A 16036-nucleotide genomic window follows, 5' to 3' on the forward strand; every position below is an offset into this window, starting at 1 on the left:
AGGTTGGCCAAGCCCGTCAATCAGCGCAAAAGGATCAATCGGGGTATCGCATCATCGCTAACCCAAACCACTGCATCCTGATGAAAGTCGCGGCCAAGAAGACGCGCAGTGGCCTCGCTGATGCCGAAGGCGAAATAACTTTCCTCGGGCGGCCAAAGACCTGTCGGATCAGTCCCGTCTCCATCAATGACCTCTGGCGTCAGCGTGCGAAGATGGTCTCTCAGCCGAATATGAGCGGAGATGTTCGCTTCGTCACTCTGCGCTTGTCCGAATGGATTGTAGGCCGTTATGAAGACCCCACAGCGCTGACAAATGGCGCCATAGCGGGTTGAAAGGGCAGGGCAATGCTGCCCGATGCGAAGCACCAGCGCCCCCGTTCCCGAACCAATGCGATAATGCGTTGCCTCGTATGCTTTGATTTTGTCGTCGGAGATTTCTGACTGAGCCAACAAAAAACCCTCACAAATGAGGGTCGACGCACCCCGATTGGTTGCTCTTGCGAGCCGCATCTCCTTTCGGAAACCACCTTGCCCGGGTAGGCAGGTTGGTTTGGGCGTCGACCCAATCTAGATACTGGTGATCTTTTTAACGAACAGAGTTGCGGCTGTCAATGGCGTCGTGCTGTTTAACCTGTTGTAAGCTGCTACTTTTGACCGTAGCTATACAGATCGGTGTTGATGGGCTTTGAGCGATGCGCGGCGCGTCGTCCATCTTGCAATTAATGCGAACGAGCATGTCGGGCTTCTCAAGTCAACAGCAGCGTGTCATCCTCGGATTTTGATTTCCTCGGCAGGCGGGTACTTCACGAATGCTTACAGAACGGTTCGACGAGGCATTGGCCTTCGCCAGCGCGCTGCACCGGACGCAACTACGCAAGGGCAGCAACATCCCCTATGTCTCACATCTCTTGGCGGTGTGCTCGATCGTCATTTCACATGGCGGTGATGAGGACCAGGCCGTCGCAGCGCTTCTCCATGATGCTGCAGAAGATCAAGGAGGAGAGCAAACGCTGAACGTGATTCGACAGCGGTTCGGGGAGAACGTTGCACTTATTGTCGCCGATTGCACCGATGCCTGGACCGAACCCAAACCGCCGTGGCGCGATCGAAAAGAAGCCTATCTCGCGGCGTTGCCAGGAAAGCCGTCGCGATCATTGCTCGTGTCACTGGCCGACAAGGTCCACAATGCCCAGGCCATTGCCGATGACCGCCGTGCTGATGGCGAGGATGTCTGGAACCGGTTCACCGGAGGACGAGAAGGGTCGCTCTGGTATTATCGCGCACTAAGCGACTTTTTCAGCAGCGCCATGCCCGGAGTTCTTTCCAATCAACTTCGTCGGCATGTCCAGTCAATGACGGAATGACGGGAAATCAAGCGTTCCCCTCGACGGCACTGCGTCAATAATGACGACTTCCGGGTTAAGGCGGAAATGGCCACAGCCCCACCCCCGGCCCAGCTGTATGATCTGGTGAATGCACATTTGTTAACAGGCGTATGTCACCATCCTTATTCGTTTGGTTTGCAATCGATGGCGAGGACACATGACGAAAACTGCCGAACGCGAGCTGACCTACGCCGTCCTAAAACCAAAGCAGCGTGAAATCCGTTCACGGTTCCCGGAGCAAATGGGGCTTCGCATTCACCGCGCGATCAGCTGGCTGGGCCGTTCCGAACAGGAGACCGATGATCATGATCTTCGGTTCATCCTGCTCTGGGTGGGATTCAATGCCGCCTATGCACATGACGTGGGCACGGAAGTGAACAGCGAGCGTGGTGCCTTCAAGGCTTATTTTGACGCGTTGGTCGAACTCGATGTTGGTCATCGCATCTACAATGCTGTCTGGACGCGGTTCCCGCACGAAATCCGCGTTCTGCTCACCAACAAGTATGTCTTTGCGCCATTCTGGAATCACCAAAATGGGCAGGAGGGCTATAAGAATTGGGCCGAGTCCCTTGAGGTCAGTCAGAGGGTGATTAGCATGGCAATGGCGCAACGCGACACTTCTCGTCTTCTCTCGGTTGTTTTTGATCGTCTCTATGTGCTGCGCAATCAACTCGTGCACGGCGGCGCGACATGGAACAGCAGCGTGAACCGTAACCAGGTCCGCGACGGCGGGGCGGTGTTAGGAACGCTTCTGCCCATTTTCATTGATATCATGATGGATAACCCAAGTCGCAACTGGGGAAAGCCGTTCTATCCCGTTGTATCATAATGTGCCTCGGCATCTCTATCTCAAAGCCCCAGAAGCGCGCGCAGCCTTTGCTCAATGCCGACAGAGTCGATGCCCTTCTCTTCGGTCGTCGTCACGAGTATTCCCGCATCTCCTTCACCCTCGTCTTCCAGCAACACACCCTGAGATCTGTACCAATCGAGCTTCGCTACCCAGCGGCGCCGATACGCAGGTTCAGACAGCAGCCCGAGGTGTTCCAGAAAGATGCGCCGACCAGTTTCTGCGTCTTCAATCGTGAAGTCAGGATATCGAACGCTGCCGTCGTGCCCCGTGAAGGGTTGTTCGTAGGCGTAAGTAATTCCAAGGGCGTGAAGCAGATTGGCAATGATCACCTCCGATTTTGAGCGGACAAGCTCACCCCGGGTAGTGCGGTGAATGAGGCCTTCTTCGAGGAACGCCCCGATATATTCCACAGGCTTGGGATCGAAAAATAGATTTGTCAGCCGACGGGCGGTCTCGGAATGCTCGGATAATGACAGCTTTAAGAGGGTTCGAAGGTCGCCTTGGTGAAATAGGACCACTTGTTCACGTTGGCGCGTCAGTGCGGTGTAGAGCAGTTCACGTGACAGAAGGCGGCATGGAAAAGGGATTACAATGAAGGTCTTGCCAAATTCGCTGCCCTGGGCTTTGTGGATGGTCAGCGCATAAGCGAGCTCCAAAGGCGCTTCGCCTTCGTCACCGAAATCACCACCTCCAAATCCAAACTTGAAGCCAAGCTGCGAAGAGAATTCGACCTCGATCTTCCACGGGAGCCCCTTTGGCTTCCAATTGCTCCCTTTGAACTGGCCCACAACAATTCCGATCTCGCCGTTAGCGAGATAGCCCTTCTCCAATTTCGGATAGGTGTCGTACCGCCTTGCATTAGCGACATTGATCACTTTGTCGCCGTACAGGACCCCTTGTGAGCCCAACGGCTTGGAGGTCTTTCGCTCCCAATATTTTTCTGGCTCGGCCCAGGCACGTGCTTGCCGGCGGAAGGACTTCTGAAGCCATCGATTCAGACCGTCTACGCCGGTCTCTCCGGCGCGCACCGGTGAAAGTATCTGCCAAGCTTCAGCGTCGGCGCCACCGCCACGACGGCTTTCTACGCCCTTGGCGTCTTTTTCGGAACGCGACAGGTTGAAGTAGACCACGTTGTTGTACGGACGACCGCCGAGGCTAATTTCGAAGCTGGCGTCGTCCCGCTCGTCGTCGAATCCATGCTTGTGCGAAATGGCCCTCGTCGCCGCCTTGATCTCGGCAAGAAGCTTTGTTTGAAGGTCGGTATCGCCTTCCCAGCGAACAGCTCGAATGCCGATCGACTTGCCGCTGGCTAGACGATCCCAAGCTTCATCAGCACCTGGATCAGGAGCCTCTCCCCCGAACCACCTCGACAAGATGATGTCGTCGCGAGCCGCTGGCGGCTCTCCCGCCGCAACTGATTGCTCGGTCTGTCGGCGCACGATTTTAAGTTCCGCATACCCGGCCGACACCTCGTTATTTGCACTGGCGTACTCGTTATTCAGATAGCGGATGATGTCGACAAAGGGGCGACCTGCGCCAATCGGCGGGAGCTGCCTCGGATCCCCCACCAAAATCAATCGCTCGACGGCCGTTGTCTCGATGGCATCAAAGGTTGCCGCCAATTGATCCTCGGTCAGCATCGAGCACTCGTCGATGACGACGGTTTTGAAGCCGCGCTCTCGGTTCGCTTCATCGGCCGAGCAATAGGCACCCGTCTCTGGGTCATAGCGTCCGAGTGCCAACAAGAATTGCGCGAGCGTGTAAGCCTGCGCATTGTTGGCCCGCTTTTGCATTTGAACCCGTGCTTTACCGGTTGGGGCGAGCAGGAGGACACCCCCAACGACAACCGGTGGCAACGACAGGAGGGCCGTCAAAAGGCTCGTCTTTCCGGTGCCAGCGGGCCCGATCAGAACCGAAAAACGCGACCGAAAAATCTCCTCCAGAGCCTTCGATTTTTCAATGCGCGCGAGCTCTTCCGTCTCGGGGTCGCTCGCGTCGACAAACGGCGGAAGCTGTTGGTCGATGAGGGCGCGCCAATCGTGCTCTCCAGCATGACGTTTGCCCGCGAGGCGCCGTTTTACTCGCGTCGAGATAATGTCGCGTGACTCCGCATACTCGTGGAGCTGCCATGCGGGCGTGCCATCAGCCATTCGGGCTGCCGCGAGTCTTTCCTTCAAGAAGGCATCAAATGCTTCAATCCAATCGGCGCTGATTGCGCACTGGGGCGAGATGTCGAGGTCGCGAACGCGTTGTACGAGCCAAGATTGGGGAAGCAAGGTATGTCCTTCACTTGCTGCTCGATCGAGTGTGGTGATCATCAGGGCGCGGCCGCGGCGTAAGTCAATTGCCTCCTCACAGCGAGATGGATCAGGTACGCGCGCCGCCGTCGCAACCGTTGCGTCCGGGAACAGTCCACGATCTATCACTCCTGCCGAAATCGAGTCGATGCGTCCGCGGTCGTCTTCGAAGCAAAGATACGGGTTCGCGAGAATCTCTGCGTCGGAAGCTGCGATGGCTGCCTGTACACGTTCCTCGGTTACATACCACCGGGTCGCCTGATCGGCAGTGATCTCGAATCTGGCAAGCAACTTCAGCAGTGCCCGCCGTTCTGGCTTCAGGCTGCCCCAGAGTCTTGCCGCCGTCGAACCAATTGTCGCTGCCAAATCGGGAGACAGCAATGTCGGCTCCTGAAGCACTCTTTCAACGAGTGGCCAGGGATCGCGCACCTCATGAGACTCGTCGGCGTGCAGCTGTTGACCGATGGCGTGGGCGACCAGGGTGCCGTGAGTCAATCCGAACGCTGTTAGCGCTGACCCTAGGCCGGGAAAGGCGCCCCGAAGCCGCCAGATTCGGTTGAGCTGACCGTCGACCCAGCCCCGAGCAGCGGACCAGTTGCCAGGCACCATCTTTTCGAGCCGCTCCAATAGCGACGCGCAGGCGATCAGAACAGTGATCGCCTGGTCATGCGTCACATGCTCAGTGCCCATTGAGAATGCATTCCAATGTTCCTCAGGCGCATGGAGCACAAGACTCGACAAATCGATGCTTGGGTCTCTTGCGGCCAGGTCAATCAGGTCGTGGTAGGGGAGTAGAAATCCGTCCTTGATCTCTGGCCGGATCGAGTGATGCAGATTGCGCTCCCACAGGACACAGCGCATGGCGTCCGGGGGCGAGCCCTTCTCGTAAATGTACTCGACGGAGGGATCGACTTTGAGAACCCGACCTATGCCGACGACGACCCGCCGCCTGTCATCCGTTAGCGGAGTGCGCTTGGCATAGAAGAAGACAAGAGACTCCTCCGGTGTGATAGCGCCGAAGAATGTGTCGAGCATCGCTAGCTGGTTCCGACGTTCCTGGACCCAGAGCTTATCGAATTCGAGGTCGGGTTCGAATTCGGGTCGGAAGTCGATCTTGTAGGCCTTGGCCCAGTCGGGAATGCCGTCATCCGAGTTCTTCATCATCCAGGCGAAAGGAACAGCCGCAGCCGAGAAGGCCGCATGGTGAAAATGGCTTTCCTGGAAATGTTTGTATCTGGGGTCGTGGCTATAGGGGTGGCGGACCCTCCGGGCATAACCGAAGGGCGCCATAAATGCTCCGCGTTCTGCGGCGCACGCCGGTAGCCGAGCGCCGTTCCGATCCCAAGCGGCCCCAGCGACGCTCGTCTCGAAATCATCGTTCTTGGTTTCTGCCACTCTCGGGAGGATCAAGCAGGATGTGTTCCCTCTCGGATTGGCGCAGATTTTTCCGGCCCAACGGCTATCGTGCCATGGCACACGGACGGAAACGTGCATCGTTGGCAGCTGTCTCGCACCCCTGATCATTGCCAATTCCTCCCTCGTATTCCTGCCGTGGTCCTAACCAGGGAATAGCATCGTGACACAGGTGGTGCATTTTGCATATCATGGCACAACAATAGCAGGAAACTGGGCCATGGCCTCCAGATCGAGCAGGAAGGAGTCCCGGATCTCGGTCATTATGACCGCAGGGCGGGTCAAGCGTGTTCGGGAGATCGTACAAGCGAATGACACATCGATCGCATGGGTCTTGCGCCAAGCCGTCGACCGCTACTTGGAGGCGCAAAGCGCAACGTCGGTAAGGCAGGCTGGAAAGCCCCCGGCGACGACGAAGGCGCGCTGATGCAAGGGGAGCAGTTCATGGGCCGGGAAGGAAAAGAAGGCGAGAACATACCACACGCCCGTGGGCCGGCCGGCCGCTTGGGGGCCCACTCGGTCTTTTGGGGCGTTCCAGCACCCGCGAAGAGGCTCCATGCCTGATCTTCACACTCCCCCGGTCTCGATCCTCGATCAGATCAAGAACAACCTACGAGATCGGTATGACACCGGTTATCCGATCCTCAAGGAATTGCTACAAAATGCAGACGATGCGGAAGCCAGAAAGTTCAGGCTCGATGGGTTGCCGGGCTGGTCGACCGCCACCAATCCGCTTCTTCGCGGGCCGGGACTTTTGGTGGTCAATGACGGCTTCTTTCGCGGGGAAGACAAGAGAGGCATTCTGTCATTCGGCGCAAGCGGCAAGGCCGCTGACAGTGCGACGATCGGCAAGTTTGGTTTTGGCCAGAAAGCGGTGTTTCATCTCTGCGATGCGTTCGTTGTCTACGCCCGAACGGAAAACGATGAAACATTCAGCACGATCGTAAATCCGTTCTTGAATGTCGACGTAACTGGCAATATCAGCCGGCAGTGGGAGCCGCCCGGCAGTGGTCTCGATCCCACCGACCTGGAATTCCTTAGGCGCGAGGTATCCTTCGATTTTCCGCATCGCCACCTTATTCTGTGGCTGCCGTTGCGTCGAAAAGATATCCAACCTGCTCCAGGAGTTGGCTTCTCTACCAATATTCCGTTGATAGAGGGGACGATTGGGGAGCTCAACAGACCCGACGATCTGCGCATTCTGCTGACTGCGCTTCGCAATCTGAAGTTCATTGAGATTCGGGAACGCGGCGAGGTTCGCTGCGCGCTCGAACTCGATGATACTCAAGGCCGTTTCCTCGGACCGAACCGTTCAAGTGATGGTGTTCGCTCCTTCGGAGGTGCAATCCGCGCCGTAACAGACAGGTCAACCGCGCCCTTCGTCGGGCGTGAGGCAATGATACCGGATGGCCGTCTCGCAAGCTTGAAGCGCACGCAGCACTGGCCGAAAACGATCAGCGTTCTTAGTCCAGAGCCCGCGTCAGAGAAGGGAGAACCGCACGGAGCGACGACGCTGCTCCGCGCTCCGCCTGGCGCTACTGACCGGGCCGAGGTCGCGCAGCTGCGTATTTCCTGGGCTGTGTTCCTGCCGATCTCGGACGCCTCCGACATCGTCATCCCGGTCGATGGGAGCGCGCTCAGCCGGTTCCATCTACTGCTCCACGGTTACTTCTTCCTTGATAGCGGTCGGCGGCGGATCGAGGGCCTAGATGCGCCTGCTGAGCATGACGAACCTGCCGACGCTTCGGCGTTGCGCCGTGCATGGAATGCCGAGCTTCGCGACACCGTCGTGCTGCCGCTCCTGCCGACCCTGTTAAGAGACGCGCTCGATTCTGCGATGGTGACATCAGCGGAGCTCGCGCAGCTCGTGTCGGCGCTCGCACGACACGATTGGTTTAGAAGTAACCGGGAAGCTATTTGCCGAGAACATGCGTTGGCGCGCGTGCTCGAAGCGCCGGGCAGTATCGTTTGGCGTGTTGTTTCATCGGGCGACTTTCTGCGCCCGCTACCGGCCTCAGTGGCGGACGCCCCACGACGGCTCGAAGAACTGTTCGGCGCTATTAGTACGTGGGCCGGGTCGAGTGGCGTGCGCCTTGTTGTCGACCACAGCACCGCGCTGAGCGCGCGGTCGATGCGCTGGACTAGTGAGGACCTGGACGCAGTGTTTTCCGGGTTGTCTCCTCGCGCATTTCAAACACGCGATCTCGCAAGGCTTCTCATCGATTTCCTTAACACGGCGGTGCTTGGCAATGCCGAGCGTTCGGCCATCAGTCCGCACCTTGCCGCGGCTCTGCGCAAGGCGATGACCGAAACTCAGCCGCTTGCGTCATCCGAACTCATCAAATTGGCTCTTGCCCATGTTCCGCACGGTGCTCTGTTCCCGCTCCCGGCCTCCGTCGAGAACCGCCAAGTCCTGCGAGTGCTGGCCACCGCCCCGGCCAATATCCTGCCAGTTCGCAGCGAATGGCTCGACGAAAGCCAACACCGTCCACAGCTTTCCAATTCTGACCTCAAGACACTGCTAACCGCACTTGAACCGCTGATCGGTGGCGACCATGCAGACCAGGCGGCAACTGCCGCGTTAGCGCTGCTCGCTCAGGCTGAACGGAACATCTCTGCACTGGCGCGCGATCCCGAATTCGCGCCCATCAAGGTTCTTCGGGCGCGGGATGTCCGTCTCCACGGCCCTATTGTCCTATCGCTCCAAACGCTCGTCGAGCGGTCCCAAGCGGGACTTCTGTTCGCAAACTCACCTCAAGCTAACTCTTGGCTGCCGCTGCTGGTGGACGCATTGCGGGACGTGTCGCCGCTTATCGTGGAAGGCAGCACCGTGCAGCTTCTGCGTGATATGGACGGGGCAACGCCCGTGCTCCAGTCTGCCGGCAAAGATTCCGCTTTCGCTCTGATCAACAAGGCCATGAGCTTTGGATCGGAGAGCGCCCGCCAACGGCTGATTGCGGAGCTCGGAACGGACACTAAGGACGATCCGGCACCGGCGCGGCGTCTCTGCGCCGGCTTCCCAGAAGCGGGATACTCAGCCGCGAAGCTTTGGACACTCGATACGAAACACCAACGGATCGAACGAATCGTCACGGCTTTCATCGAATCGAGTCAAAACGAGTTTCTTGTTCCAGCCAGCATTGCCGATGGACTAGCTCGAACACAACGAAACCATTTGCGGATAGAGGCACTGGATACCGCCAACCTAGAAACGCTGTTCGACAAAAACATCGCCGCCATCGGCCAGGTCGCGCCCACCCTCTCAGAACGAGAAGCGATTCTTGAGACTGATCTGACTAATGATCTGGTGATCCGTTTGCCCATCCACGAACGACAGGATGGAACACTTGGGGTTGGAAGGGGCGTCTTTCGCGCGACCGACGAATGGCCTGTTCCTGGAGCGCTGCAGGCGGTCGTATCCATAGTCCAGCCGTGCCGTAGCCGGAGGGCACGCGAACGGCAGGAGCAGCTCATTGAGGTGTGGTCGCCGCGAAGGCAGATCGAGGTGGCATTGGCTCAGGCGGAGCCCCATCGCTTTCGCGGTGAGGTACTTGATGCTCTGGCAAAGCTGACATCTCAGCCCGAAGAGCGTTTGCTTGAAATGCTTCGCGCCAAGCCGTGGCTTCTTGCGGACGGACAGTCTGTCGGGCCGCGGGATGTGCTCGCCCTTCCGCCAACGGTAGACGAAGCGGCGCGAGCGCTCCTTCTGAAGAGAGGAGAGACACCTCCATTCCTACCTGTTGCAACGTTGGCCATCGATGTGCGCGGGCATCGGGGGTTCGATCATCTTCAGAAGTGGGTTCTGCCGGATCAGCGCTCCTCCTTCGACGCGCTGGCACTGATGATCGAGGATGCGAGGATCATCGGACGCCTTGGAGCAGCAAACGGCTATCCGATCGACGATTTCTCGACGTTAGCCAAAGACGGCGGAGACCTCGGATTGCCGGGCTGGCCCTTACTGGCGGCGGTCCTATCCTCATCGGGAGATAGTCGCGACGACGTCACAAAGATCGTCGCGGCCTTTCCTGACCTTGACGCATCCAACGTAAAGCTGGCGGGAACTCATCTTGACAGCCTGGCGGCGCTGGCGGCGGAAAAAGGGCAAAAAGGCGAGGCCGCGCGCAGAGCCTTTCGTCACGGGTTTAGTGTTGTCGCAGGTTGGCCGGAAGATGCGCGCCGCCAGGTATTCGGTCGAACGCGTGTTCTCACCGAGGCCGGGAGTTGGCGCAGTGCCCGGGAGGTCGTCCAGGACGGTGATGGCCTCGACCCAAGGCATATATTGGCGCGGGACTACACGTCCATACTCGGAAGACGTGAGCCGCAGCACGCGGGGATTCCCGACTCTGAAGATGCCTCCGTCGACCTGTTTGCAGCCAGTCATCGCCGAGGAGAGACAAGAGTCGTCGATCTGGTCGCGTTGGAAGCCCAGTCTGCTGATCAGCAGCGCTCGTTCCTCGATGCATGGAAGGGCTGCGTGCCGTCCGACCTGGTGATCGTCTACCTCGGGCTCATTGGTCGCAGCGAGCCCTTCAGGCGCCTCGCGAACGAGTGGGCTACCGACGCGACAGCCAAGGTCGATACACTTTGGGCCGACCTCGATAACCACTTCCCCAGAGAGATTCTGTCCCCGAATACTCTGGCGGCTGAGGTCGACCAACGCCGTTTCCTCGTCGATCCAGTCGCGGGCGATCGCGTACAAGCTATCGCAATGTCGGGTGACTCGTTTGACGCGCCGTTGGGCGGTCCCGACAAAGGAATCCTCATCGGCAACTTGCACAGGACGCACGAAGGGATCCGCGTTGCTGGCGGCAAGGTGCGTTCATTGATCACGCTGCCAGTCAAGCAAGTCGATCCGAGTGGATACAGCCAGAGAGAAGCCAGCGGGATGTTTCGCCGGTTCGTCGAGACGATCGCAGTGGACTGCTTGTGGCTCGGTATGGAACGCCAACGGACGGCGTTGCAGGGCATATTGGACAAAGCGGTCAAAGTCGATCAATCGACGATCGAGGAAACCGAACGCCTGCTTCAAGACCGATTGCCCACGATTCTCGCCGAACTGAAGCTTCCCACCGAATATCGTTCACAAAAAGCGCTTCGCGAATATCAGGCTGAGGAAAGCCGCCTCCATCATCTTTCTGCACCAGCGCAGAAGATGGAAGAACTGAAGACTGAACTTTGGCGAAAGATATGCGATGAGGCGCTGGCGGCCGAACTTCTGTCAGCCGTTCGCGGCAAGATCGCGGATTTTGGATATTCGGCCAGCCGGGTTCTCTTCGAACTTTTCCAGAACGCCGACGACGCGTATCGGCAGTACGATGGACCTGCGACGGACGCCTGTTTTCGCGTCGAGGTGCTGTCGGATGACCCAGGCGGATTTCGCGTCGTCCATTGGGGTCGTCCTATCAACCACATGGGACGTGACGCGGAAGAGGGACGCCATCTCGGTCACGACCGTGACCTGCTGAATATGCTCCTGATGAACTTCTCCGAGAAGCGGCCCGGTGACGACTTGACCGGAAAGTTTGGCCTGGGTTTCAAGAGCGTCCATGTGTTGTCGGACAGCGTTGGCATAGCGAGCGGCTGGAATCGATTGCGGACGGTTGGCGGCTTTTTGCCGGTACCTTGGCCGGAAGGCGCGGAAATAGGAGAGAGCCGAAAGAGGTCCGATGGCCGAAAGGCAACGGTAATCGACGTCCCGTTCTCGACGGAGACGGCGGATAAAGGCGCCGAGGCGGTCGCAGCTTTTAGAGCAGCCATGACTTGGTTGCCCGCCTTCGCGCGCACCATCCGACATGTCGAGATCGAGGGTCGCGCTCCAGTGAGCGTCGATTGCGGCTTCTCTCCGCTCCTCAACGAAAGCGCGATCCACATCGTTTCCATTTCTAGCTCGAACAGGGAGCGAGCCCTGCGCTTTGATCTCTCCGGCGGATACGGCCTTCTGCTCCGCATCGACGCCGCCGGTCCCCGCGCATTTCCCGACGACCTCACGCGCCTCTGGAACCTCGCACCGCTTGAGGAAGAGGTGCGTTCCGGCTGGCTGCTCAATGGTCCTTTCGCGGTCGACCCCGGGCGCACAGGGCTGGCCGGCTCGATTAACGAACGGCGGGAAAAATTCCGAACGCTCGGGCAAACGCTCGGAGACCGCCTCCTGAAATTGCACGATCTTGCGGACGCCGACTGGTGTCAGTTCGCGGAGAGTCTGGACCTCGATACTTCTCGGACAACGGCTTGGTACATCTTCTGGTCCCATCTGTTTGACGTCCTCGCGCTGGATTTCGACGGCGACTTGGGCGGATACTTGCATGCCGATGGTCGTGGATACGGGAACCTCGCCGGGCAGCGCCAAGTCATACCGACACGCTTGCCAGCCCCATTCGCTTCATTGGTGCGGGCATCTGAAGCGGACCATTACACTGATGGAGCGTTGTCGGACTCCGTCACTCTGGGCAAGGTGCGGGACTGGCCTGCCTTGACCGATCTTCAAAACCGCATCATCGCGTCCGATGTTGCCGGGCAGCTTAGAAAGCTCGGCTTCGGGAGCGCCCGTCCGCTTCGCTTTTCGACCCTTCTTCGTCGTCAGATCGGCGAAGAAAAGCGTGTTAATCCTGATCTGGCCCAAACCCTTAGCCGTGCCGTTACCCCTCAATCCATTCGGGAAACGCCTCTCGACGGCGAACTCCATGAGGTTCTGGACATCGCCAGGCAGGCATTGTTCCTAGCGCAAGACGGAACATGGCGGATAGCGCAGCTTCCCAATCCTGATGCGGCCGGCGACGACGAAGAGCGCAGGCTATGCGCTTTCGCGCCTGCGAAGCATCTACTCGACGAGCGGTATACTGGCCCGGCACTTGAGTTTTTTCGGGTTGCCCGCGAACGATCGGGTTTCGGTCCTAAAGCGCGCGATCTCGTATCCTGGGCGGCGGAAATCTCTACCGAGGACCACGACCGACAGACAGCTGCGCTCCGATACCTCATAGAGGGACGCCAAGGCCGGGAATTGAGTGAGGAGATTCGGCGCAATCGGCCCAGCTGGCTTCCCTGGCCCACTTCACGACTGCGGGACAGTGAACTGCTATCGCGTTGGACGGAGAAGGAGAAGGACGATCTCCTCTATGCTCTGCAGGGCCGCGGAGCATTCGAACCCGCACAGGTGCTCCCGCTTCCGAAACCTGAGCCTCAGACGGTTCTGCGCGCGATCTTTACGTGGTGGGCTTCTGAAGCTGCTGATCTTCGGGCCTCGTATTCGCGCCGGATCTATCCAGACTCCTTCTCACCCTCGCAACTGCGGGATGCGAGCGATCGTTCGGCGTGGTTCACCATGTTTGCTCTGGGCTGCTTTCAGTCATTCGGCCGCACGCAGGACGGACAACACCGCAGCTTCATTGAATCTGGAAACCGCGAAGGTTGGTGGCCAGAGCTCGCCGAATCGCGCCCTCCTGACGACGTACAATCATGGCTTGAACGCCTTGAACGTTGGAGCGCGCCGGAACAATTCGATCAGCGATACCTTCTGTGGCGACGTACCTTCGTTGATTTGTATGCGGTTGCCCGTTGGCTAGATGAATACCGGGAAATTGCCGTCAAACTGCCTCGAATTATTGATGACCACGGTGTGATCTCTCTGAATGGCGCATTGCAGCCCAGCTATTGGGCGCCCGCAATGCGTCTTTGCATCGATGCTGCGCCGATAAATCGTTCTCTCGGAATCGGCATGAACTGGATGATCCGTGAGATGTTGCGCCACGGCGTGTACGACTTGCGTGATGAGGGCCTGATGGCGCCGTACTGTTGGGCGGCATCTCAGCGGGTCCGCACATTGTTAAGCGAACTTGGCGCAGACCTCGGGGAGCGGGCGGACAAGGAGGCCAGCCGTTCGATATACGAGTTCATTGTCAAACACGTAGGCGTGGATCACGCCCGATTTGCCGGCGATTTTGATCTACCTCTCCAACTGATCACCCGAGGGACGCATAAGCCGGCACTGACCCAATGCTTTGCAGCAGCCGACCGCGATCCTCCGAATTTCGAAGAGTCAGACGACGACAGTGGAGACGAATTTGCTTCTGAGATGGGCGGCCAATGAAGAACAATAATCAGCAATTGGATCCCGGCACTCCCGTCACCCATCCGCGGCATGGAAGCGGTCGCGTAGTGGTGGATATTGGGCCAACGGTTATCGTTCGATTTGGAGCAGCGGTCCAACAAGTTCTTGCCGACGAAATCATCGAGGTTCCGTCACTTCATTCAGCGCTTCGAAATGGCTCTCTCAGCGACCCTGCCGATGCAGTCATTCGAGCGCAGGCACTCGCCATTAGGTCGGTCAATGATCAGTGGGGGGTATTCTCGCGGTCACGCGTGCAGTTGCTGCCTCACCAATTGTGGGTTTGCCGGAAGGTAAACCAAGAATGGCCCTTCCGATGGCTGGTCGCAGACGACGTGGGGCTTGGCAAGACGATTGAGTGCGGTCTGGTTCTCATGCCATTGATCGCCTCCGGGCGAGTGCGTCGGGTGTTGATACTTGCCCCAGCGAAGCTCGTTCCCCAGTGGCAGTTCCGCCTCAAGGACATGTTTGATATCCGGCTCCAACGCTACGTGACGGAGGCAGACACTCAGCGTGGAGACTTCTGGGCTACTGCCTCAATGGTCGTCGCATCCTTCCACACGCTGAGGGACGATCGTCGCGGCGCTCGCCAAAGACTCCTCGACGCCGACCCGTGGGATTTGGTCATTGTCGATGAGGCTCATCACCTAGGCGTGGACGAACGAGCCGGTGAGACCCTGGCTTATAGCCTCGTCTCAGACCTCGAGGAGCGGAGCAAGATCAACTCCCTGCTTTTCTTCACGGGAACTCCGCATCGAGGAAAGGACTACGGTTTTTTTGGCCTGATGCATCTTGTGCGGCCCGACCTTTTCGATCCGGATGGCGACAAGATTGAGCAGCTCTCTCAGCTGCCGAAGGTGATGATCCGAAACAACAAGGCGACCGTCACTGACCTTCAGGGCCAGCGGCTTTTCAAGCCAGTTAGGGTCTACAGTCGCGAGTACGAATACAGCACCGAAGAGACGCTCTTCTATAGGACGCTTAGCGAGTTCATCCTGGACGGTCGCGCGTATGCCGGAAAGCTTGACGGTCGTGCGCAGACCGCTCGAATGCTTGTGCTCGTCACCCTCCAGAAGTTGGCTGCCAGCTCGATTGCGGCTATCCGAAACGCCCTTCGTAGACGTCGAGTAATGCTGACGGACGCCGTCAGCCGTTCAAATGGCGACGCGTCGATTGCCCTACCTGACGAAGAACAGGTGACGTTCGACGACTTGGCCGAGGCAGAGGAGGCCCTTCCCAGTTCTGCAGCAGTCATGCTGATGGAAGATGAGATACAGCGTCTTGATGAGCTGGTCGCCCTGAGCGAGGGGATCGCCAACGAAACGAAGATCGAGCGACTGCTTGAGATGATTCGCGAGGATTTTGCCGCGGAAGAACCAGTCCTACTTTTTACGGAGTACAAAGCGACCCAAGCATTAGTCGTGAACGCTCTCCATCGGCAGTTTGGTTTTGGTTCGGCAACTTTCATCAACGGTGACGAGCGGCTTGATGGGCTACAGCAGGCGTCGGGGGTGACCAAGACGATCAGTCAGCCGCGTGAGCATGCCGCGGACGCATTCAATGCGGGCAAGGTGCGCTTTCTTGTGTCTACGGAAGCCGGCGGGGAAGGCATCGACCTTCAAGAACGCTGTGCCGTGCTGGTCCACGTGGATATGCCTTGGAACCCCATGCGCCTTCACCAGCGGGTTGGACGCTTGTCTCGCTATGGCCAGAAGCGCCCGGTTTCCGTCTACATTCTGCGGAATCCCCAAACGGTTGAGGCTCGTATCTGGGATCTTTTGAACGAGAAGCTTGAGCGTATTCAGCTGGCGCTTTCCTCGGTGATGGAGGAGCAAGAGGACATCTCTCAGCTGGTCATCGGGATGGCCGGGAATTCGCTTTTCAACGAACTGTTCTCAGGGGGGCAGGGACTCTCCAACGAGCGCCTAGGGGGATGGTTTGATCAAGCGACAGCAACACTCGGTGGGCGCGACGTCGTCGAGACGGTTCGC

General features: G+C 58.4%; 6 protein-coding genes and 1 riboswitch. Of the genes, 4 read left to right on the forward strand and 2 right to left on the reverse strand.

Annotated elements, in window-relative coordinates:
- Positions 1-20 precede the first annotated feature (20 nt).
- The gene (locus Q0C17_RS13215) at positions 21-449 is read right to left on the reverse strand and encodes a DUF3293 domain-containing protein (protein ID WP_291207167.1); all 429 of its coding nucleotides are present in this window, start codon (positions 447-449) and stop codon (positions 21-23) included.
- Positions 450-476: 27 nt separating this feature from the next.
- A riboswitch (SAM-I-IV-variant riboswitch) is annotated at positions 477-579 on the reverse strand.
- A gap of 229 nt (positions 580-808) precedes the next feature.
- Here Q0C17_RS13215 and Q0C17_RS13220 point away from each other — a divergent pair.
- Positions 809-1363, forward strand: a complete 555-nt coding sequence (locus Q0C17_RS13220) for an HD domain-containing protein (RefSeq protein WP_291207170.1) — start codon at positions 809-811, stop codon at positions 1361-1363.
- 178 nt (positions 1364-1541) lie between these two features.
- Positions 1542-2213, forward strand: coding sequence for a HEPN domain-containing protein (locus Q0C17_RS13225; protein WP_291207173.1), 672 nt, complete (start codon positions 1542-1544; stop codon positions 2211-2213).
- A gap of 20 nt (positions 2214-2233) precedes the next feature.
- On the opposite strand, the gene Q0C17_RS13230 is transcribed toward Q0C17_RS13225, so the two are convergent.
- Positions 2234-5926, reverse strand: a complete 3693-nt coding sequence (locus Q0C17_RS13230; RefSeq protein ID WP_291207176.1) for an ATP-dependent RecD-like DNA helicase — start codon at positions 5924-5926, stop codon at positions 2234-2236.
- Between the two features lie 574 nt (positions 5927-6500).
- Between Q0C17_RS13230 and Q0C17_RS13235 the strand changes: the two genes are divergently transcribed.
- Together Q0C17_RS13235 and Q0C17_RS13240 are read left to right on the forward strand one after the other, a co-directional pair.
- Positions 6501-14027, forward strand: a complete 7527-nt coding sequence (locus Q0C17_RS13235) for a hypothetical protein (RefSeq protein ID WP_291207179.1) — start codon at positions 6501-6503, stop codon at positions 14025-14027.
- Positions 14024-16036, forward strand: a 2013-nt coding sequence (locus Q0C17_RS13240; RefSeq protein ID WP_291207182.1) for a DEAD/DEAH box helicase, incomplete at its 3' end; no start/stop codon positions are given. The genes Q0C17_RS13235 and Q0C17_RS13240, both read left to right, overlap by 4 nt.

The organism is Hyphomonas sp. (genome assembly GCF_022844445.1).
In the GTDB taxonomy this organism is placed as follows: domain Bacteria; phylum Pseudomonadota; class Alphaproteobacteria; order Caulobacterales; family Hyphomonadaceae; genus Hyphomonas.

Bases quoted from the DNA above. Each gene is read 5' to 3' on its own strand.
- Q0C17_RS13235 (WP_291207179.1), top strand. From the start codon at position 6,501: ATGCCTGATCTTCACACTCCCCCGGTCTCGATCCTCGATCAGATCAAG.
- Q0C17_RS13220 (WP_291207170.1), top strand. From the start codon at position 809: ATGCTTACAGAACGGTTCGACGAGGCATTGGCCTTCGCCAGCGCGCTG.
- Q0C17_RS13225 (WP_291207173.1), top strand. From the start codon at position 1,542: ATGACGAAAACTGCCGAACGCGAGCTGACCTACGCCGTCCTAAAACCA.